The sequence below is a fragment of the Campylobacter corcagiensis genome (genome assembly GCF_013201645.1).
GTDB lineage: Bacteria > Campylobacterota > Campylobacteria > Campylobacterales > Campylobacteraceae > Campylobacter_B > Campylobacter_B corcagiensis.
Genome location: NZ_CP053842.1, coordinates 386,523 through 408,567 on the forward strand (window position 1 = coordinate 386,523; position 22,045 = coordinate 408,567).

18 protein-coding genes are annotated in these 22,045 nt (G+C 33.6%); 14 read left to right on the top strand and 4 right to left on the bottom strand.

All coding sequences use genetic code 11. From position 1 onward, the window contains the following. Positions 1–40: 40 nt before the first annotated feature. The 8 genes from CCORG_RS02125 to CCORG_RS02160 all read left to right on the top strand — a co-directional run bounded on the left by CCORG_RS02125 (position 41) and on the right by CCORG_RS02160 (position 12,537). Positions 41–1,888 carry an aryl-sulfate sulfotransferase gene (locus tag CCORG_RS02125; RefSeq protein ID WP_025803078.1) on the top strand — a complete coding sequence of 616 codons (1,848 nt, stop codon included), beginning with the start codon at positions 41–43 and terminating at the stop codon, positions 1,886–1,888. Between the two features lie 110 nt (positions 1,889–1,998). Then, positions 1,999–3,858, top strand: coding sequence for an aryl-sulfate sulfotransferase (locus CCORG_RS02130; RefSeq protein ID WP_025803077.1), 1,860 nt, complete (start codon positions 1,999–2,001; stop codon positions 3,856–3,858). A gap of 104 nt (positions 3,859–3,962) precedes the next feature. Then, positions 3,963–5,783: an aryl-sulfate sulfotransferase gene (locus tag CCORG_RS02135; protein WP_025803076.1), complete on the top strand. Its 1,821-nt coding sequence runs from the start codon at positions 3,963–3,965 to the stop codon at positions 5,781–5,783. Between the two features lie 104 nt (positions 5,784–5,887). Next, on the top strand, positions 5,888–7,738 hold the full coding sequence (locus CCORG_RS02140; RefSeq protein ID WP_025803075.1) for an aryl-sulfate sulfotransferase: 1,851 nt from the start codon (positions 5,888–5,890) through the stop codon (positions 7,736–7,738). 77 nt (positions 7,739–7,815) lie between these two features. Further along, positions 7,816–9,327 carry a sensor histidine kinase gene (locus tag CCORG_RS02145; RefSeq protein ID WP_025803074.1) on the top strand — a complete coding sequence of 504 codons (1,512 nt, stop codon included), beginning with the start codon at positions 7,816–7,818 and terminating at the stop codon, positions 9,325–9,327. Further along, complete coding sequence (locus CCORG_RS02150) at positions 9,324–10,007, top strand: response regulator transcription factor (protein WP_025803073.1); 684 nt, start codon at positions 9,324–9,326, stop codon at positions 10,005–10,007. The genes CCORG_RS02145 and CCORG_RS02150 overlap by 4 nt, the downstream gene beginning before the upstream one ends. Next, complete coding sequence (ribD, locus tag CCORG_RS02155; protein ID WP_025803072.1) at positions 10,000–11,040, top strand: bifunctional diaminohydroxyphosphoribosylaminopyrimidine deaminase/5-amino-6-(5-phosphoribosylamino)uracil reductase RibD; 1,041 nt, start codon at positions 10,000–10,002, stop codon at positions 11,038–11,040. The genes CCORG_RS02150 and ribD overlap by 8 nt, the downstream gene beginning before the upstream one ends. A gap of 87 nt (positions 11,041–11,127) precedes the next feature. Then, positions 11,128–12,537 carry an SLC13 family permease gene (locus CCORG_RS02160; RefSeq protein ID WP_025803071.1) on the top strand — a complete coding sequence of 470 codons (1,410 nt, stop codon included), beginning with the start codon at positions 11,128–11,130 and terminating at the stop codon, positions 12,535–12,537. Between the two features lie 36 nt (positions 12,538–12,573). Here the strand turns inward: CCORG_RS02160 and CCORG_RS02165 are convergent, their stop codons facing one another. From CCORG_RS02165 to mqnF, 4 genes are all read right to left on the bottom strand, one after another. Continuing rightward, complete coding sequence (locus CCORG_RS02165; protein ID WP_034971458.1) at positions 12,574–13,935, bottom strand: L-serine ammonia-lyase; 1,362 nt, start codon at positions 13,933–13,935, stop codon at positions 12,574–12,576. A 56-nt stretch (positions 13,936–13,991) separates the two neighbouring features. Then, positions 13,992–15,347 (bottom strand): NAD(P)/FAD-dependent oxidoreductase, encoded by a 1,356-nt coding sequence (locus tag CCORG_RS02170; RefSeq protein WP_025803069.1) that lies wholly within the window; start codon positions 15,345–15,347, stop codon positions 13,992–13,994. 122 nt (positions 15,348–15,469) lie between these two features. Then, positions 15,470–16,336, bottom strand: a complete 867-nt coding sequence (gene sppA / locus CCORG_RS02175) for a signal peptide peptidase SppA (protein ID WP_025803068.1) — start codon at positions 16,334–16,336, stop codon at positions 15,470–15,472. Next, a complete protein-coding gene (gene mqnF / locus CCORG_RS02180; RefSeq protein ID WP_025803067.1) occupies positions 16,324–17,538 on the bottom strand; it encodes an aminofutalosine deaminase family hydrolase in 1,215 nt (404 codons plus the stop codon). Before mqnF ends, sppA begins: the two co-directional genes overlap by 13 nt. An 84-nt stretch (positions 17,539–17,622) precedes the next feature. Between mqnF and aroQ the strand changes: the two genes are divergently transcribed. The 6 genes from aroQ to mnmA are packed head-to-tail and all read left to right on the top strand — an operon-like array spanning position 17,623 to position 22,009. Next, positions 17,623–18,075 (top strand): type II 3-dehydroquinate dehydratase, encoded by a 453-nt coding sequence (gene aroQ / locus CCORG_RS02185; RefSeq protein ID WP_034971457.1) that lies wholly within the window; start codon positions 17,623–17,625, stop codon positions 18,073–18,075. A gap of 7 nt (positions 18,076–18,082) precedes the next feature. Next, positions 18,083–19,105, top strand: a complete 1,023-nt coding sequence (locus CCORG_RS02190; RefSeq protein WP_025803066.1) for a M24 family metallopeptidase — start codon at positions 18,083–18,085, stop codon at positions 19,103–19,105. Further along, positions 19,092–19,574, top strand: coding sequence for a 2-amino-4-hydroxy-6-hydroxymethyldihydropteridine diphosphokinase (gene folK / locus CCORG_RS02195; protein WP_025803065.1), 483 nt, complete (start codon positions 19,092–19,094; stop codon positions 19,572–19,574). Before CCORG_RS02190 ends, folK begins: the two co-directional genes overlap by 14 nt. A gap of 10 nt (positions 19,575–19,584) precedes the next feature. Further along, positions 19,585–20,379 (top strand): AAA family ATPase, encoded by a 795-nt coding sequence (locus tag CCORG_RS02200; protein WP_025803064.1) that lies wholly within the window; start codon positions 19,585–19,587, stop codon positions 20,377–20,379. 8 nt (positions 20,380–20,387) lie between these two features. Next, a complete protein-coding gene (locus tag CCORG_RS02205; protein WP_025803063.1) occupies positions 20,388–20,978 on the top strand; it encodes an LOG family protein in 591 nt (196 codons plus the stop codon). Next, the gene (gene mnmA / locus CCORG_RS02210) at positions 20,975–22,009 is read left to right on the top strand and encodes a tRNA 2-thiouridine(34) synthase MnmA (protein ID WP_025803062.1); all 1,035 of its coding nucleotides are present in this window, start codon (positions 20,975–20,977) and stop codon (positions 22,007–22,009) included. Before CCORG_RS02205 ends, mnmA begins: the two co-directional genes overlap by 4 nt. Positions 22,010–22,045: the final 36 nt, after the last annotated feature.

Sequence of the window (22,045 nt, forward strand, 5' to 3'; positions counted from 1 at the left end):
ATTTTATATAATTCAATTTGAAATATATTAAGGAGAAAGTATGAAAAAAATTCTTAGTTCAGCACTTGTTGCTGGTATGTTACTTACAGTTAGCACTACGGCTTCTTTTGCTATCGGCGGTGCAAGTGGACCAAAGATTGATTATGCAGTTCAAGGCAAGCTTGGAGAGTTGGTTGTAAATCCTTATGATGTAGCACCTCTTACAGCAGTTATTAAAAATGGCGGATACAATATCAAAAACGCAACTGTTAGAATCGTTCCAAAAGAGAACGGTCAAGAGATAAAATATAAAGTTGCTGATGGTGAGCTAAAAACTCATGGTGGAATTCCTGTTTTTGGTCTGTATCCTGATTATGTAAATAAAGTTGAAGTTGAGTATACAAAGAGCTACAAAGGCAAAGATGAAACCCTTAAAGAGACTTATGAAATTTACACAGCACCAGTTTTCCTAGATGTTTCTGGTCATAAAGGACAAAAAGGTGTACTGTTTGATGATATTGAAGTTGTAACTCCTGCAATTGATAAATTTAAAGATAGACTATATTTTGTAAATAACTTTCAAAATAAAACTGGAAAAGGTACAAAAGTTGTATGGAACAACCCAATGGGCGGAGCATTAGAGTGGAACTATAACCCACAAATTTTTATCCTAGATACAAAAGGCGAAGTTAGATGGTATCTAGACCCAGCTAAAATTTATAACTTAAAATCAGCTTTTAATGCTGGTGTTATGATGGGCTTTAAACAAAATGAAGATGGCGATTTAACTTGGGGATATGGTCAAAGATACGCTAAATATGACATCATGGGTAGAGAAATTTGGAATAGAGAACTTCCAGCTGGATATGTTGATTTTTCTCACTCACTTGATGATAGTCCAAATGGAAACTATTTCTTAAGAGTTGCAAATGCAAATTTAAAAAGACTTGATGGTAAAAATGTAAGAACTGTTAGAGATGTGATCGTTGAGGTTGATAAAAACGGACAAGTTGTGGATGATTGGAGACTTTATGAAATTTTAGATCCTTATAGAGATAATGTCTTAAAAGTTCTTGATCAAGGTGCAGTTTGTTTAAATATTGATGCAAGTCAAACAGGTCATACTTTAAGTGAAGAAGATTTAGCTAAGATGGATGATAATAATAACTTTGGTGATATCGTTGGAAGCGGACCTGGTAGAAACTGGGCTCATGTTAACTCAGTAGATCATGACGCAGAAGATGATAGCATCATCATCTCAAGCCGCCATCAAAATGCAATTATCAAAATCGGTAGAGATAAAAAAGTTAAATGGATTTTAGGAAATCCAGTTGGTTGGAAAGATGAGTTTAAATCAAAACTTCTAACTCCAGTTGATAGCAAAGGAAATAAAATTTCTTGCGGTGCTGATGGTGCAAAATGCCCTGGTTATGAAAATGACAAAGGCGGATTTGATTATACTTGGACACAACACACAGCATTTAAAATCGATGAAAAAAGTAAAGGCGATATCATCTATGTAAGTGCGTTTGATAATGGTGATAGCCGTGGTATGGAACAACCTGCTCTTCCAACAATGAAATACTCACGCGCTGTTGTTTACAAAATCGATCAAAAGAAAATGACAGTTGAGCAGGTTTGGGAATACGGCAAAGATAGAGGATTTGACTGGTATAGCTCAGTTACAAGCTTAACAGAGTATCAAGCTGATAAAGACTCTATTATGACTTATTCAGCTGTTGCCGGAATGCAGTTTGATATAGCAACTGGAGCACCAACAGGTCTTCCAAGTCCACATATTAACGAATTTGAGTGGGGTTCAACAACTCCTGGCATAGAGATTAAAATGACAAATGCAATGGGCTATCAAGCGTGGCCATTTAGCATTGAAAAGGCTCTTTCAAAATAACACTAAAGCCCTAAAATTTAGGGCTTTTTAAATTTAGACCAAAGTTTCAAATTTAAACTAAATTTAAAGATGAAATTTTAATCTAAATTTATTTTTTTAAGGAGAAAACTTTGAAAAAGATTTTAAGTTCAGCTTTGGTTGCTGGTTTATTACTTTCAGTTGGCGTAACAAATGCTCTTGCTATGGGTGGTCCAAGTGGTGCAAAAGTTGACTGGGAAATTCAAGGCAAAATAGGAAGCATTAAGATAAATCCTTACAACCTAGCCCCACTAACAGCTGTTATAATGGATGGTGGGTATAATCTAAGCGATATCGAAGTTACTATCGTTCCAAAAGAAAATGGTCAAACCATAAAATACAAAGTTGGTGAAAAAAGAGCAAAAACTTATGGTGGAATTCCGATTTTTGGTCTTTATCCAAACTACCTAAATACCGTAAAAGTAAGCTATACAAAAGAAAGCTTTGGCAAAAAAGAAAGCGTTAAAGATGAAGAGTATAAAATCGTAACAGGTGGAGTAAATTTACAACCATCTGGATATACAACCCAAAGAGGCGTTCCGTTTGAAAAAGTAAATGTTTTAAAAGTAGATGATGAGTTTAAAAATAGACTTTATTTGGTAAATAATGCCCCTGGAAAAAGCCTAGGAAAAAGCTCAAATTCAGTTTGGAATAACCCAGCTGGTGGAGCGATGGAGTGGGATGAAGAATCAAGTGCGTTTATAGTTGATACAAAAGGCGAGATTAGATGGTTTTTTGACAACGCAAAACTTATGGACTGGCATAATATCTATAACCGAGGACTTATGATGGGATTTCATCAAAATGATGATGGCTCACTAACTTGGGGCTTTGGTCAAAGATATGTAAAATATGACTTAATGGGAAAAGAGAGCTTCAACCGCCAACTTCCACTTGGATACATCGACTTTTCACACGCGATGGATGATATGCAAAATGGAAATTATCTCTTAAGAGTAGCTTCAGCTAATACTTTACGCCCTGATGGTAAAAATGTTCGCACCGTTAGAGATGTTATCGTTGAGGTAAATCAAGATGGTGATGTGATCGATGAGTGGAAACTTTTTGAAATTTTAGATCCATATAGAAGCGATGTTATTAAAGCACTTGATCAAGGTGCAGTTTGTTTAAACATCGATGCAAGTATGGCTGGAAAAACTTTAAGTGATGAAGATCTAGCAAAAATGGATGCTAGCGATAATTTTGGCGATATCGCAGGAACTGGTATTGGTAGAAACTGGGCTCATGTAAATTCAGTTGATTATGACCCAACAGATGATAGTATTATCATTTCAAGCCGTCACCAAAGTGCGATTATAAAAATCGGACGCGATAAAAAAGTAAAATGGATAATTGGAGCACACAAAGGCTGGAATGATAAATTTAAAGATAAACTTCTTCAACCAGTTGATAACAAAGGAAATAAAATCGTTTGCGAAGATGGATATTCAAAATGCCCTGGCTATGAGAATGAAAAAGGTGGATTTGACTGGACTTGGACACAACATACTGCTTGGAGAATTGATGAAAAATCAGACAAAAGATATGTTTATGTAACAGCTTTTGATAACGGCGATGCAAGAGGTATCGAACAACCTGCTTTACCAACTATGAAATACTCACGCGCTGTAATTTACAAAGTCGATCAAGAAAAAATGACAGTTGAGCAAATTTGGGAATATGGCAAAAACAGAGGAAATGAGTGGTATAGCCCAGTTACAAGCTTAACAGAGTATCACGGCGATACAGATAGTATCGTTGTTTATTCAGCAACTGCTGGAATGAGCTTTGATCTAAATGCTGGAGTAAGCGTTGGGGAGCCTAAGCCTGAGATTGATGAGTTTAAATGGGGAGCAAGCGAGCCATCAGTTCAAATTCAATTTATCGGCTCAGATGCAGGATATCAAGCAATGCCAATTAGTCTTGAAAAAGCATTTGGTAAAACAAAATAACATTAAAGCCCTAAATTTAGGGCTTTTTTTAAATTTATATAAAAATCCTTAAATTTAAAGAGTTTTTATCTAAATTTAATCAAATTTAACAAAAAGGAGAGTATATGAAAAAAGTTTTTAGTTCAGTTTTAGTCGCTGGAATGCTACTTAGCGTTGGAGTGACAACTTCTTTTGCTATTGGTGGAGCAAGTGGTCCAGTTAGCTATAAACCCGCTGGAAAACTTGGTGCTATTTTTATGAATCCTTACAAAGTTGCCCCACTGACTGCTGTTATACTAAATGGCGGATATGATGTTACAGATGTAAGCGTTACAGTAAAAGGTAAGCCAAATGGCGGAATTGATATAAGCTATAATCCATCAAATAACGCAGTTAGATTACATGGTGGAATTCCAATTTGGGGACTTTATCCTGAGTATCAAAACGAAGTAGAAGTAAGCTATAAAAGAGATGGCGAAGCTATAAAAGAAACTTATAAAATTTATGGACCAGCTGTTTATATGCCAGGACCCGGAAATAATCAATTTGGCACACTTCCAAAAGCAGAAGTTGTAAAAATGGATGATAAATTTAAAGATAGATTATATTTGATGAATCACATTATAAGAGCCTCAACTCCAAATTCAGGTCAAGCAGTTTGGAATCATCCAGTTGGCGGTGCGATGGAGTGGGATAATGAACCATATAATTGGATCATAGATGCAAATGGTGATATTAGGTGGTATATGAAAGCTGATGAGATAAGAGATCCTGAAAATATCTATAAAAAAGGTAATATTATGGGATTTTCTCAAACTGATGATGGGGCACTACTTTTTGCAATGGGACAAAGATATATGAAATATGACCTTATGGGAAGAGAGATATTTGATAGAAGGCTTCCGCTATCATATATAGATTTCTCACACCACATAGAACAAACTCCAAAAGGCACATATCTAATAAGAGTTGCATCAGCTGATGAAAAAAGAAAAGATGGCAAAAATGTAAGAAGCGTTAGAGATGTTATAGTTGAACTTGATGAAAGCGGAAGAGTTGTTGATGAGTGGAAAATTTATGATATTTTAGATCCATATAGAGATAATAACATTTTAGCAATGGATCAAGGTGCAGTTTGTTTAAATGTTGATGCCACGCTCGCAGGTCAAACGCTAGACAAAGAAGACCTTGAAGATGATTCTATGCCATTTGGCGATGTTGCAGGAGTTGGAGTTGGTAGAAACTGGGCTCATATAAACTCTGTAAATTATGACGCAACTGATGATAGTATAATACTATCAGTTAGACATCAAGGTGCAGCTGTTAAGGTTGGAAGAGATAAAAAAGTTAAGTGGATTTTAGGCTCACACGAGGGTTGGAGTGATAAATTTAAACCATATCTATTAAAGCCAATTGATGAAAATGGAAAAGAGATTATTTGTGAAGCAGATGGATCAAAATGCCCAGGATATCTAAATGAAAAGGGTGGATTTGACTGGACTTGGACTCAACACACTGCTTATGTAGTGCCAGAAAAATCAAAACCAGGACTTCTTAGAGTAACTATCTTTGACAATGGCGATAGCCGTGGTATGGAACAACCTGCACTTCCAAATATGAAGTACTCAAGGGCTGTTGAGTATGAGGTTGATGAAAAAAATATGACTGTAAAACAGGTCTGGGAGTATGGTAAAGATAGAGGATTTGATTGGTATAGTCCGATAACTTCAGTTGTTGAGTATCAACCAGATAGAAATACAATGTTTATCTACTCAGCAACAGCTGGACTTGGTAAATTTCTAATTGGAGAGGGCGAAACTGAGCCTATTTTAAACGAAATAGAAGATGAAACTCAAAATGTAAAGGTTGAAATTCGCCTAAAAGGTCTTGGTGGAACTATCGGATATAGAGCACTTCCAATAGATATCAAAAAAGCCTTTAATTAGTCTTTAAAGCCCTAAATTTAGGGCTTTAAATTTAGACCAAAGTTTCAAATTTAAACCAAATTTTAAATTGAAATTTTACTCTAAATTTAACAAAAGGAGAAAACATGAAAAAAATTCTTAGTTCAGTTTTAGTTGCTAGTATGCTTTTATCAGTTGGCGTTAGTACTTCATTAGCAGCTGGTGGTGCAAGTGGTCCAAAAAGCTATAACGCAGTTGGCAAAATCGGTGCAGTTATAATGAACCCTTACGGCGTTGCCCCGCTAACTGCTATTATAAATGACGGCGGATACGCTATAAAAAATGCAAAAGTCACAGTTAAAGGAAAAGGTGAAAAAGGCATCGATATAAGCTATGATGTTAGTGATTTAAATGTCTTACAACACGGCGGAATTCCAGTGTTTGGGCTTTATCCTGATTTTGTAAATACAGTTGAAGTAAGCTACAAAAGAGAAAATCCAGTCGCAGGTGGAATCAATAGCGAAGATATAAAAGAGACTTATCAAATTTATGCTCCACCAGTTGTAACTTATGGCTCAGGAACAGCTCAAAAAATGGCCCTACCAAAAGCAGAAGTTGTAGTTCCAGCTAGTAAAAATGTAAAAAATAATCTTTATTTGATGAATCATCTAAGCTCAACTATGCCAAACGCTTCTCAAGTTGTTTGGAATTTACCAGCTGGTGGAGCTTTGGAGTGGGATTATGAAAGCTATGTTTGGATGATAGATACAAATGGCGACATTAGATGGCAACTTGATGTTAGTAAATTTAGAGATCCTTATGATATCCGCAAAAAAGGAAATTTAATGGGCTTTGACCAGACAAAAGATGGAAACATCATGTGGGGTCAAGGACAAACTTATAAAAAATATGATCTTATGGGTAGAAAAATCTTTGATAGAATGCTTCCAAGAAGTTATATCGACTTTTCTCACCACCTAGAAGAGACAGTTAAAGGCACTTATCTTTTAAGAGTTGCAAACTCAGACTTAAAAAGACGAGATGGTAAAAATGTAAGAACTGTTAGAGATGTGATTGTTGAACTTGACAAAGAGGGAAATGTGCTTGACCAGTGGGATTTAAGTGCGATTTTAGATCCATATAGAGATAATAACATTTTAGCTATGGATCAAGGTGCAGTTTGTTTAAATATAGACGCTGATAAAGCTGGAAAAACTCTATCAAAAGAAGATCTTGAAGATGATTCTATGCCATTTGGAGATGTTGCAGGAGTTGGTGCTGGTAGAAACTGGGCACATGTAAATAGCGTAAATTACGATCCACATGATGATAGTATTATAATTTCAAGCCGTCACCAAAGTGCAGTTATAAAAATCACACGAGATAAAAAAGTTAAGTGGATTTTAGGCTCACCTGAGGGCTGGAGTGAAGAGTTTCATAAATATCTTTTAAAGCCAGTTGATAAAAATGGCAAAGAGATCGTTTGCGAGGCTGAGGGTTCAAAATGTCCAGGATATTTAAGCGATAAAGGTGGCTTTGACTGGTCATGGACACAGCACACCGCTTATGTTATCCCTGAAAAGTCAAAAGATCATCTCCGTCATGTAAGCACATTTGATAACGGAGATAGCCGTGGTATGGAACAACCTGCTCTTGTTACTATGAAATACAGCCGTGCGGTTGAGTATGTTGTAGATGAGAAAAATATGACCGTGCAGCAAATTTGGGAGTTTGGAAAAGAAAGAGGGCTTGACTGGTATAGTCCAATTACTTCTGTAACTGAGTATATGCCAAAAACTGATACTATGATGGTTTATTCAGCAACTGCTGGAATGGGCGATTTAGTCGCATTTAGAGCTGGAACAGCACAGCTTACCCCGTATCTTCACGAGTTTAAATACGGTACAAAAGAGCCTGAACTTGAGATAAAAATGGTTGGTGGAAATATCATCGGATATAGAGCTTTAGTAATTGACTATAAAGACTCTTTTAAATAATATCAATAGGGGCAAATTTCGCCCCTTTACTAAAAGATTTACAAATTTTGCTAAAATGCTTATAAAAAAGGCAAAATTTGAAAAATTTCTTAAAAACTATCTTTTTTACCATTAAAAATCTTAAGATAAATAAACTGTTATTTGCATTTACCATATTTTTAGCATTTACTGGGATATTTAGTTACTTTCATATAAAGTCTGAAATTTCAAAAATTGGTTCTGAATTTGGCGAAAGCCTAAGCAAAGAGATTGTTTTTAGTATGAATGAGTGGCTAGATACGAGAACTGAATTTATAAAAACTATATCTAGTTCTTTTAAGAATTTATCAAAAGATGAGCTAATAGGTATAGAAATCGATAAAAGTAGAGTATTTTTTCAGCACTATCAATTTATATTAGATGATAAAAGTGCAATATTTGACGGCAAATATTATGATCTTAATAATTCATTAAATCCAGCTAAAATTTCAACTTGCAAAGAGCATGAAATTTTAAAAAAAACAACAATTGATATATGCCATACCATAGGACAAAATCGCCAGTTTTGTGGTGTTGTAGAAGCTAATGCTCTTTTTCCAAGCATAAGAAAGCAAATTCATGCATTTGTAGAAAATGCTTATCTTTTTGATGAAGATGGAGAGATACTTGCTATGTTAAATTCAGCAAATAAAATACCAAATTTAAACGACCCACGCCTTACAAAAGTTGAAAAAATAGGAAACTGGGGAACGGCTATAGAGGTTAGTAATCAAAAAATATTAGAAAAAACTCTAAAAATTTTACTAAATAACTCACTTATTTTACTTCTACTTTTTTCAGCACTTTCAATTACTTCTGGACTTATATTTTCTTTTATAAATAGTACTTTTTTAAAAAAGCAAAAAGAGTACGAGGTTTTACTATCTCACAAGCTAAAAGTTTCTGAAACTGGTGAGCTTTTATCTGCTATTTCTCATCAGTTAAGACAGCCAATAAATTCATCTTTACTTATGCTAACTTCTATTGTAAAACTCAAAAAAGATGGAAAACTTAGCGAAGATGAACTGATAAATAATATAAATTTATGCATAAGATCAACAAAAATGATGGATGAGACGATCCAAAATTTTAGAAATTTTTATAAATTTAGTGATGATATTGTTGAGTTTGAACTAAACTCATCTATAAAAAATCTACTCTCGCTTTTACATATTGAATTTAGTAGAAAAAATGTCTCGGTTCAGGTTGAAAATTTTGAGATATGGTTAAAAACTAGTCAAAGCTATCTTTGGCAAGTACTTTTAGTTCTTCTTCAAAACTCAAAAGATGCTCTATCTTTTAAGAGAGGTTTAAAAACTATAACCGTTAAAGCTAAAAATTTAGACGATATTGTTAAAATTTCAGTTATAGATAATGGAATTGGTATAGAACAAGATATGATAAAAGGAATTTTTAATAAACAAAAAGTAAGCACAAAAATACACGGTAGTGGTATTGGGTTAAATTTGGCTAAGATGATAGTTGTAAAAAAGTTAGGTGGCGATATCATACTTAAAAGTAACAAAAATCCTACAATATTTGAACTTACTATTAAAAAGGAGATTGTGTGAATGCTTTGCTTAAAGATATCTCAGTTTTAGTTGTTGAAGATGATGAACTTACTGGAGTTGCTATTTTAACTGGGCTTAAGGAGTATTGTAAAGAGGTTTTCTTAGCAAAAGATGGACTTCAAGGCTTTGAAATGTTTAAGCTTCATAAAATAGATGTTATAGTTACTGATATACATATGCCAAATTTAAACGGTCTTGATATGATAGAAGAGATTTTAAAACTAAAACCAGAGCAAAATTTTATCGTAGTATCATCTTATGATAGTGATGAAAATTTACTTAAAAGCTTTAAAAAAGGTGCTATTTCATTTATAAAAAAGCCCATTTCTATGGACTATCTTCATCACTCTATCGTAAAAAGCGTAGTTAGCAAAACTCAAAAGATACTAAATTTAAGTAAAGATGTCAAAGCCGATATGCTAAGCCAGAGAGTTTTTAAAGGTGAAAAAGAGGTATATCTCTCAAGGCTTGAAAGTTCTATTTTTTGGCTACTTTGTTACAATATCAACAACCTTGTAAGCTATGATATGATAGAAGAGTATGTTTATAGTGGTGATAGCGTTAATATTGGTCAAATTCACACAGCAATTGCCAGGATAAAATCAAAGCTCAAAGGAATAGACATATCAAATATCCAAAGCATGGGATATAAGCTAAATTTAAAGGCCGGTAATGAGTGATGAGTTTTATATGGATTTAGCCATAAAAGAGGCATGGAAATGGCAAATTTTAACATACCCAAATCCAGCAGTTGGGTGCGTTATAACTGATAAATTTGGCAAAATTTTAAGTATACAAGCTCATAAAAAAGCAGGCTTTGCTCATGCTGAGTTAAATGCTATTTTAACTGCTCTTTTAAATTTTAGTGAGTTTAAAACTAAATTTGAGATGAAATTTGAAAATAGAGTTTTTTTAGCTAGTGAAATTTATGACTTTATCTTAAACAACCATAACTATCTTTTAGAAAATGCCACAGCTTATGTTACGCTTGAGCCTTGTTCTCACATTGGGAAAACCCCACCTTGTGCAAATTTACTCAAAGAGCTTAAATTTAAAAGAGTTGTTATAAGTATAAAAGATAGTAGCGATATCGCTGGTGGTGGGGCTGAAATTTTACAAAAAGCTGGAGTAGAAGTTAAATTTGGTGTTTTAAAAGATAAAGGAGATGAGCTTATAGAGCCATTTTTAGCGTGGCAAAATGGAAATTTTAGCTTTTTAAAACTAGGAAGTAGCATAAATGGCATTTTAAAAGGCGGACTTATCACAAATAAAGCTTCAAGAAAAAAGGTTCATGAGATTAGGGAAGTTTTAGATCTTTTAGTGATTGGCGGAAATACAGTTAGAGTTGATAGACCTAGGATTGATACAAGACTAGCCAGTGGTAAAAACCCGCCAGATGTTCTTATATACTCAAAAGAGCGTAGTTTTGATACAAAAATTCCACTTTTTAGTGTAAAAAATCGTGAAGTTATGATAACTAGCGATATCAATCAAGCTCTTAAAAGACGCCTTGTTATGTTTGAAGGTGGAGATGGCATGATAAAGAATTTACCAAATTTTGTAACCCATTTACTCATATTTTTTTCGCCAAATTTAGGTGTTTTAGATAATTTTAAAGTAAATTTAGATTTAAAACTTTTGAATTTAGGTACTATTGATGGGAATTTTTATGGATGGTTTAAAAGGAGTGATACAAATTGTAACTTATTTTAGTTAAAAATATTAAATGCAGTACTTTTTAAAGATAAAAGAGTTTTTCTCTGTTATACTTACCTTATTAAATCAAATTAAGGAGTATTTATGGAAGAAAAAGCTATAAATGGTTTTCAAGCAGGAACCATAAAAGGGCTTATTATAACAGCAATAGCTGCTGTGATAGCCATTATAATTGCAAATATCTTACCATATGATGTCAATGTCAACAAAGCTTTAGCACTTCTATTTTTTATAGCAGTCCTGTGGCTGAGTGAAGCTATTCATATAACAATCACAGCACTACTTGTGCCTGTTCTTGCTGTATTGTTTGGTATAGGTTCAGGAAGTGTTGCTGAGGGAACTTATAAAGCAATAAGCGTTGGTTCAGCTCTTGCTCACTTTGCAAACTCAACCATTTTTCTTTTCTTTGGTGGTTTTGCACTTGCAACTGCACTACACATCCAAAAGCTAGATACAAAAATAGCTATGAAGCTTATCTCTTTATCTGGAAATAAGCTAGGTTACGCAGCTATTTTGATATGTCTTGCAACAGCACTTTTGTCTATGTGGGTTTCTAATACCGCAACAGCAGCTATGATGCTTCCACTTGCTATTGGAATTTTAGGTGGAAAAGGAGAAGAAAAAGACCATGGAACAACAGTTTTCTTGCTTTTAGGTATTGCATACTCTGCAAGTATCGGCGGACTTGGTACGATTGTTGGATCACCACCAAATGCTATAGTTTCAGCTGAATTAAAATATGGATTTTTTGACTGGATGAAGATAGGAATTCCGATGTTTTTAATCCTTTGGCCTTTGATGATGATAACTCTATATTTTATGTTTAAGCCAAATTTGACTAAAGTCGTAGATATAGATGCAAGTGTTAATATTCCATGGACACTAAGTAGGATTGTAACTATTATTGTTTTTGCTACTATTGCTCTACTTTGGATATTTTCACCACAAATTAAAGCAGCAACAGGTCTTGCTTTAAATGATGGTCTTATAGCTGTAGTGGCGGCAATTTTAGTTGTAATACTAGGGCTTTGTAGTTGGAATCAAGTAGCAGAAAATACTGAGTGGGGGATTTTAATGCTATTTGGCGGTGGACTTTGTTTGAGTGCTATACTTAAAGATTCTGGTGCTTCACTTGTTATTGGTCAAACTGTTGCTTCTGTATTTGGCACTTCACACCCACTTGTAATTATCTTTGTTGTTACGATATTTATCATTATCTTAACTGAATTTACAAGTAATACTGCTTCAGCTGCACTTTTAGTTCCTGTTTTTGCAGGTGTTGCTGAGCAAATGGGTATGCCAAAAGAGGTTTTGGTTATGGTAATAGGTGTTGGTGCAAGTTGTGCATTTATGATGCCAGTTGCAACTCCACCAAATGCTATAGTTTTTGGCACAGGACTCTTCCCACAAAGAGATATGCTTAGAGCAGGTGGAGTTTTAAATATAGTGTGTATACTTGTTATTGCACTATTTGGATATTTTGTACTTCTATAAATTTAAAAAAGGGGCCTAATGCCCCTTTTACCCTTTTTAACAACTTACTATTTTAGCTAAGCCTGCAAGTGAAGTCTCTTTATATCTTGAGTCCATATCTTTTCCTGTTTTATACATTGTAAGTATAACTTCATCAAGTGTTACAAGGGCACTATAAGAGCTTTCCATTGCTAATTTGACAGCTGATATTGCTTTTATGGCTCCAAGTGTGTTTCTTTCTATACAAGGAATTTGAACAAGACCACGAACAGGATCGCAAGTTAGCCCTAAGTGGTGCTCCATAGCTATCTCAGCTGCGATTAAAATTTGTTCAGTTGTACCGCCACTTACTGCAGCCATGCCAGCTGCTGCCATAGATGAAGCAACGCCTACTTCAGCTTGACAACCAGCTTCTGCACCGCTAATGGAGGCGTTTTCTTTATACAAATACCCTATAGCACAGCAAGTTAAAAGATAGTTTAAAATTTGATCTTTACCCATATAAAAGCGGTGATTTTGGATATATAGCATAACGGCTGGAACTACTCCACATGCACCATTTGTAGGAGCAGTTACAACTCTAGCTCCACTTGCATTTTCTTCAGCTACAGCTCTTGCATACATTGATATAAAATCAATCGCTGCTAGTGGGTCTTTCTCGTGGATTCTTCTGTTTTCTTTAAGGCGTTTATAAATTTGAGGGGCTAGTCGCTTTACATTTAACCCACCAGGAAGTATAAGATCAGTTGCGCTTATGCCATTTTCATAACATTTAACCATAGTTTCATAAATTTCTAAGATATAGTTTATAACATACTCTTTGCTTCCGTGATACTCTACCTCTCTTAAAAGTGCTATTTGTGAAATGCTTTTGTTGTGAATTTGACATAACTCTTTTAGTTTTAAAGCACTTTTAAAATCAAATTTAAGCTTTTTATCTGTGGATTTAAAATTTCTGTTTTTAAGTTCATCTTCACTATAAACATACCCACCCCCAGTTGAGTAAAAGGTCTCTTTTTTAACAAGTTTACCGTCTTTAAAAGCCTCTAGTGTAAAGCCATTTTCATGAAGTAAGAGCATTGAGTTGTTAAAAATGATATCTTTTGTAGGATCAAATTTGATAGCTTTAGTTCCGCCTAAATTTAGGGTATTTTTCTCATTTGCTAAATTTAAAATTTCAAGCTTTTTAGATTTGGTTAGATTTTTTGCAGTCACGCCACTAAGACCTATCATGATAGCAACATCGCTCATATGCCCTTTGCCTGTTAATGACAAAGAGCCATAAAGAGTAGCTTTTACTCTATCAATATCTAAATTTTCAACTAACTTTGTAAATTTTAAAGCTCCACTTATTGGACCTATAGTATGAGATGAGCTAGGTCCAACGCCGATTTTTAGTATAGAAAGGATAGAGTCCATAAAAATCCCAAATTTAAAATTTGATCTATTTTATAATTTTATCTCTTGATAAATACTTAAGCTCTTGCTTTTAGCATTCCATAAAAATACATAGGTTTTAAAAGATATGCTTTTACTAACCACCATATCCATCTTTCCTTTGCTGGATCAAGAAAAGGAAGTGAAGGGGCTGGTTCGTTTTGGTAGTTAAACTCAGCCATCATAACTCTACCTATATCAGTGATTAGTGGGCAAGCTGTATAACCATCATACTTAGCTTTTAGCTCTTTTCCATCTATTCTAGAGATTAAATTTTCTCCAAGAACTTTATATTGCTCTCTAATAGCAGCTCCTGTTTTTGAAGTAGGCAGACTTGAGTTATCCCCTATGGCAAAAATATTATCATATTTTTTATGAATAGTGCTAAATTTATCCACATCTACCCAGCCTTTTTCATTTGCTAAATCGCTATTTTCTCTTACAGCTTTAACTGTTCTCATCGGCGGAACGATATGGATAAAATCATAGTTAATTTTGTTTAATCCTTCGTTTTCATCCTTAAATGTAGCTGTTTTAGAGCCCACATCAACTGATACCAGAGTTGATTTAAAATTAAAATAAATATTTCTATCGTTCATATATTTTATGGTAGAGTCGTTATAGACTTTGGTTCCAAAGAAATTTCCTTTATTTGTTCTAAAATTTAGAGTTGCTTGTTTTTTTGCTTCTCTTAGTCTAGCTGAGGTTAGAAATGCTATTTTTTTAGGAGCTCCACCGCACTTTATAGATCCTGCTGGTTCGCTAAATAGTGCTACTTTGTCAGGAGTGGCAGAATTTACGAACTTTGATATCTCACCCCAAGTTTTTTCAGCTCCACTAAAAAGATATATAGAACCAACGCCATTTGTGCCAATGATATCTTTACTAATGCCTTCAATGCCCTCAAAATTTAGTTCAAGTCCAGTTGCACAAATCAAGAAATCATAGCTGAGTTTACCACTATTTTTCGTTTTTACAAGGTTGTTATCAGGATTAAATTCCACAACTATATCTTTTATCCACTTTGCATCTTTTGGCAAGAAATCTTTTGTATCTTTTAAGATATCTTCACTCTTCCAAAGTCCGCCACCTATCATGGTTTGACCAGGTTGGTATTTGATGCTATTTTCATCTGGTTCTATGATGGTTATGGTAGCATTTGGTATGTTTTTAGATATAAAATTTGCTACTGTGCATCCAGCGGCTCCACCACCTACTATAAGGATATTTGCTGAAGCACTGCTTTGGCTTTTTGCACTAACAACGCTTGGTGTAGCACTTAGCATAAATGGCACTAAGCCCAAAAGCTTTAGAGCATCTCTTCTTGAAAGACCAGAATTTGTAAGTTCATTTACTAGATCTGTTTTTAAATCTAAAATTTGATCTTGATTCATTTTAAATCCTTTAAAAATAATGATTAAATTATAACTATTTTATTATTATTAAGCGATAAATTAAAATTTTAAGGATTTATTTTAAGCTTATTTTAATTAAAGGGCTAAATTTAGCCCTGTTTTTATCTAACTTTTAGACTAAATTCAGCCATTATAAGACTTGCTATTTTAGTTGACATAGAATCAACAAATTTATCATATTTGCTCTTTTGTTTCCAGATTTGTTCGCTAACTTTTGCCGCTTTTGCTACTTCATCTTTTACTTTTGAGTAAGTTGAAATTCCATCGATTAGCCCAACATTTACAGCATCACTTGCGATAAAAACTCTAGCATTTGCCCAGTTTTTGTGATTGTTTATATCCAACTTTCTAGCACTTGCTACTTCATTTGTAAAAAGAGCGTAACTTTGATCTGTTAAAAACTGAAGGCTTTGTTTTTCTTCAGGCGTCCACTCTCTTGTCATTGTTCCAGCTTCTTTATACTCACCAGCTTTTATTGTTTGAGTTGAAATTCCTATTTTTTTATTAAGTTCAGCAATGTTCATTCCTTGCATTATAACTCCGATTGATCCTATAAAAGCCCCCTTATTTGCGTAAATTTTAGTAGCCCAAACGCCACTTAGATAACTTCCACTTGCCATTGTCCCGCTTGCATAAGCAATGACAGGTTTTTTAAAATTTAGCTCTTTTATCGCTTCTGATATCTCAACACTTGGACTTAATGCCCCGCCTGGGCTATCTATATTTAAAAGCACGCCTTTTATGTTTTGGTTGTTAGCTATATTTTCTATCTCTTTTAAAATTTCAAGTTCATCCATTATCGCCCCCTCTAGCTTTATCTCAGCTAAATTTGGGCTTTTTGTGGTTGTAAGTTCACCAACACTAAAGGCTGATATAAAAATAGCTATCATAAAAAGAACTATAAATACCTTTATTGTAAAGCTTAAAATTTTTAGAAAAAACTCCCCAATGCCTTTTAGAAATTCCATCTTTTCCCCTTTATAAACATCTCTTTTACTTTGTTTGTTTGAAGTATTAATTGAAGTGCTACTTCATCTTTACTTTCAACTTCAAAACCTTCAAAAACAGCTATATCAGCTATTTTACCATTTTTTATTTCACCTAAATTTAACCCCAAAGCATCTCCATTTGTAGCTGCTAAGAGCAAAGTTTTAGCTAAATTTTGTAAATTTAAATCACTATGAACTAAAAGATTTGTTCTTAATTCATCAAAGAAATTTAGACTTATATTTGAACTAAGACCATCTGTTCCTAAGCTTAAATTTACGCCACTTTTTATAGCTTTTTTAAGGTTTAGCTTCTTTTTACTAAGAAGTCTATTTGAAAAAGCACAAGTTGTAATAGAGTGTAAATTTCTATCTAAAAGTTCAAACTCTTTTAGGTAAACACAGTGCGTAAAAAGCGTTTTTATGCCTTTGAAATTTGATATAAAGCTTTCTACGTTATACATCGGTTTTGGGTTTGGATTAAAGGCTTTTAGCCAGTTTTTAAACTCACCTTTACCATCTCTTATCCAGCGATTTTCATAATCGCTTTCTAAAAAGTGAGTAGAGACTGTTAAAGAGTTAAGCCTAGCAAATTCACAAGCTTTTTTAGTTAAATTTGGGTGAGTTGAGTAGGGTGAGTGGATAGAAACAGCTGGTATAAATTTATCACTTTTTAGCTCATCACTTCTTTTAAATCTATCTTTAAATTTCTCCCAGTTTTGAGTAACTACATCTTTACTAGCTCCAAGAATTTCATTAAAAAATACAACTCTTAAAGGCGAGTTTGCACACACTTCCATCTCGCCACCAAAGCTTGAAATTTCACCTATTGTAGAAATTCCACTTCTCATCATCTCATAAATTTTGTTTTTTATTAGACTTTCATTTGCCTCTTTGCTTAAGTTATCTCGGCTTTTTACGATACTATTTACCCATTTTATGAAGTCTCCATAAACAAGTGTGGTTTTGTTTGAGCTAAATTCAAGGTGAACATGAGGATTTATAAAACAAGGCATAGCTATATCGCTACCATAGTCTAAAATTTCAGCTTCTTGAAATTTTGCACTAAGTTTATCAAACTCGCCAACTTCTTTAATCTCTTCATCAAACGCAATAGCGCAATTTTCTAAAATAGTAAAATCTTTATCACAAAGTAAAATAAATTTAGCTTTTAAAATTTTCATTTTTGCTCCTAGTTTCGCAATTGTATCTAAATTTCAGTTACTTTTTGATATAATCAGGCTTTAAATTTTAACAAAAGGATAAAAATGAAAATCGTCGTAATACAAGGACCAAATATCAATATGCTAGGCACTAGAGAGAGAAATATCTATGGTGTGATGAGTATGGAAGATATTCACGCTCAAATGAAAGCAGTAGCTGAACAAAACAGCGTTGAGATTGAGTTTTTTCAAAGCAATCTAGAAGGCGAAATAGTTGATAGAATTCAAGAGTGCTTAGGCGATGCTGATGGAATTATCATAAACCCAGCAGCTTATAGTCATTCATCAATTGCCATAAGAGATGCTATAGCAGCTGTTAACCTGCCAGCAATTGAAGTTCATATATCAAATATCGCGCGCCGTGAAGAATTTCGCCAAAAAAGCGTGATATCAGCCGTAACAGCAGGACAAATCATAGGCTTTGGACCTGTTGGATATCATCTTGCGATGGTTGGAATGCTTCAAATTTTTAGCCAAATAGAAGCGTTTAAAAAATAAAGAGAAAATGACGAATAACTTTATTTTAAAAAATGAAAATGCCGTATTTTACGAGTGCGGATATAGTTGTGATAATTTAGTTTTTCTAAATTTAAAGGGCGAGAAATTTTTAATAACTGACTCAAGATATGCTATAGAGGCAAAACAGAGCGTAAAAGAGTGTGAAGTTATTGAAAGTAGTGAACTTTTTAAAGAAGCTAGAAAGCTTATTAGAAAATTTAGCGTAAAAGATATCATCTATGACCCTAATGATTTTAGCGTTTATGAGTTTGGAAATTTAGCTAAATTTGGTTATATAAACTATAAAAAAAGGCTAAATTTTTCTAAAAAAAAGCGAATGATAAAAAGTAGCGATGAGCTTGAAATTTTAAGAAGTGCTGCTAAATTTGGAGCTTTAGGGTTTGAAAAGTTTTCTAAATTTATAAGTGAAAATGGACTAGATTTAGATGAAAAAGAGCTCTTTTTTGAAGCTGAAAATATTCTAAAAGATAGAGGGAATTTGGGGCTATCTTTTGAGCCGATTGTAGCTATAAATGAAAATGGCGCAAAAGCACACGCTTTGCCTAGTGATAAAAAGCTTAAAAATGGCGATTTATTGCTCTTTGATGCTGGGGTTAAATTTAAAAGGCATTGTTCTGATAGGACAAGAACAGCTATTTTTGATAATGGACTAAATTTCACAAAAGATCAAAATTTCACGGGCAAAAAAGCTGAAATTTATGAAATCGTAAAAGAGGCACAAAATTTAGCCATAAAAGTAGTAAAACCTGGCGTTATGGCGTGTGAAATAGATGCTGTAGCAAGGGATTTTATAAAAAAAGCTGGGTATGAAAAGGAGTTTTTCCACTCAACTGGGCATGGCGTAGGTCTTGATATCCACGAACTGCCAAATATCAACCAAAGAGATAAAACCATACTTGAAAAAGGGATGGTTTTTAGCATAGAACCTGGCATTTATATAGAAGGTGAGTTTGGCGTTAGAATAGAAGATGTGGTAGCTGTAAGTGAAAACGGGTGTGAAATTTTATAGATTTGAGGATGCTTTATCTATAAAAAAGAGCAGGTTTTATCCATATAAAGCCAGCAAAAGAGTAGGCTTTAAGCATGAGTTTTATCTAGGTGTTGGGGGAAATTTAGGCGATACAAGGCTGATATTTGATAGGTTTTTTAAAAAATTTAGAAGTGATAAAAGATTTCATATCGTAAAATCATCGCCGCTTCTTTTAAATAAAGCTTTTGGCTTTAAAGACCAGCCTGATTTTTTAAACGCTGTGATTTTGGCTCAAACATCGCTTAGTCCTAAAGCAACGCTTAAAGTTACTGCGCATTTTGAGAGAATTTTTAAACGCAAAAGAAGTTTTAAAAATGCTCCAAGAACGCTTGATTTAGATATTTTGTGGCATAGTGCTAAAACCCTGCCAAGAGATAAAAGACTTATTTTGCCTCATCCTGGCGTGATGAGTAGAGTTAGTGTGATAGTGCCATTTGGGCTTATGTAAGGAGGTATTTGTGAGAGTTGTTTCAGTAGTTAGCGGTAAAGGTGGCGTTGGAAAAAGCATAATAGCCATAAATTTAGCTGAGATTTTATCACAAAATGGCTATAAAGTTTTGCTTGTAGATGCTGATTTGGGGCTTGGAAATTTAGATATTTTGCTGAATTTAAAGCCTAAATTTACTCTTTTTGACTTTTTTAAAGGCGGGGTGAGTTTAAATGAAGTTGTAGCAGATATTAAGCCAAATTTAAGCCTTTTGCCTGGTTTTAGCGGAGAGGAAATTTTAGAGTTTTATAGTAATGAAATGATGGCTAGGCTTAGCTTTGAGCTTAGAACGCTTAAAAGCTTTGATTTTGTCATCATTGATACCATGAGTTCGCTTCATAAGCCAACAAAAGATATTATAAATTTAAGTGATAAAACCATCATATTAGCAACTCCTGAGCCAACTTCTATCATAGATACTTATGCGATGATGAAGGTTGTTTTAAAATTTAAAAACGAGATTTTACTATCTATAAATTTAAGCCAAAACTCAAATATTGCTGAAAATCTAGAAAAAATATTGCGTGATAATATAAAAAGTGAGTTTAGTTTTAAGCTTTTAGGAGAGATTAGAAAAGATAGTGCTTTTATAAATTGCTCAAGGCTAAGAGCTTTTGTAAGTGATGAGTATCCATACTCTTTGGGGCTTTATGATGTTAGAGTGATTGCTTCAAATTTGCTTTTAAATTTTGGATTAGAGCCTTTAGAAATAGAGAATTTAAATGGAATAAACGGACTTATTAGAAGAGTTTTAAATTTAATATAGGGGAAATTTTGTACGAGAGTTTACTAAGTGATGCTTTAATAACAAAAAATTTGATGTTTCCAGAAAACTGCGTGACATTTTTTGGTTCTGCTAGGTTTGATGATGATAATTTTTACTCCAAACAAGCATATGAACTCGCTAAAATGTTAGCAAATGATGATTTTACTATCATCACAGGTGGTGGTGGTGGGATAATGAAAGCTGCTAATAAAGGCGCATATGACGCTAAAAAAGAGAGCTATGCTATAAATGTCGTCCTTCCAAATGAGCAAAAGGTTAATGAGTTTGCAACTTATAAAAGTGAGTTTTCAAATTTAGCCCTTAGAAAAATCGCTCTTATTAAAAATTCTCAAAATTTTGTGATTTTTCCTGGTGGATATGGGACTATGGATGAGCTTTTTGAAATTTTAGTGTTGGTGCAAAATGGAATAAAAGATGCTCATATTTATCTATATGGTGTTGAGTTTTGGACGCCGTTAATTGAGTTTTTACATAGTTCTTTAGTAAGAGAAAAAGCAATCTCTAAGGTTGATACAGCTATATTTTCGCTTCACGACCAAGTGAAAGAAATTTATAAAAGTATCAAGGAAAATAGATGAAAATAATGGTTGCGATGAGTGGCGGTGTGGATAGTTCATATGTAGCAAAAACCCTAAAAGAAGCTGGTCATGAAGTAATAGGTTGTTACATGGTACTTCACGATAAGGCTGGATATCACGAAAAAAACATACAAAATGTTAGATCAGTAGGTGAGTTTTTAGGTATAAAAACAGAAATTTTAGATCTAAGAGATGAGTTTAAAAAAGAGGTTTATGACCCTTTTGTTGAAATTTATAAAAGTGGCAAAACTCCAAATCCATGTGCGATGTGTAATCGTGAGATAAAGCTTGGAAAAATGCTTGAATTTGCTCTAAATTTAGGCTGTGATAAGCTTGCTACTGGGCATTATGTAAGAGTAGAAGATGGTCTGCTTAAAGTCTCTCTTGATGAGAGTAAAGACCAGAGTTATTTTTTAGCTAATATAAAGCCAGAGTCCTTAAAATACATGCTATTTTTGCTTGGAGATAGACTAAAAAGCGACATAAAAGCTGAAATTTCAAAATTTAGTGAAATTTCAAATATAGCAAAACAAAAAGAAAGCAGTGAAATTTGCTTTGTTGATAAAAGCTATATTGATATTTTAAATCAACACATTAACACTAAAATTCCAGGAAATGTAGTAGATAAAGATGGAAAAATTATCGGAAAACACGATGGATATATGCACTATACTATTGGCAAAAGACGGGGTTTTACTGTAGATGGTGCTCATGATCCACACTTTGTAACATCTATAAATCCAGAAAAAAACGAAATAACAGTTGGGTTAAAATATGATCTAAAAAGCACAAAATTTAGTACTGAAAATTTAAATGATTTTATAAATTTGGGTAGTGAGTTTGAAGCTAGTGTTAAGATAAGATATAGAAGTCCAAAAGTAGGGGCTAAGGCTAAGGTTTTGAAAAATGAAAATGGCGATAAATTTCTAGAAGTAAATTTAAAAGATAGTGTTTATGGCATTGCTTCAGGACAGCTAGCGGTATTTTATGATGAACAAAATAGAGTAATAGCAAGTGGTTTTATTAACTAAAAAGATAAATTTTGATAAAATAAGCCAAAATTAAAT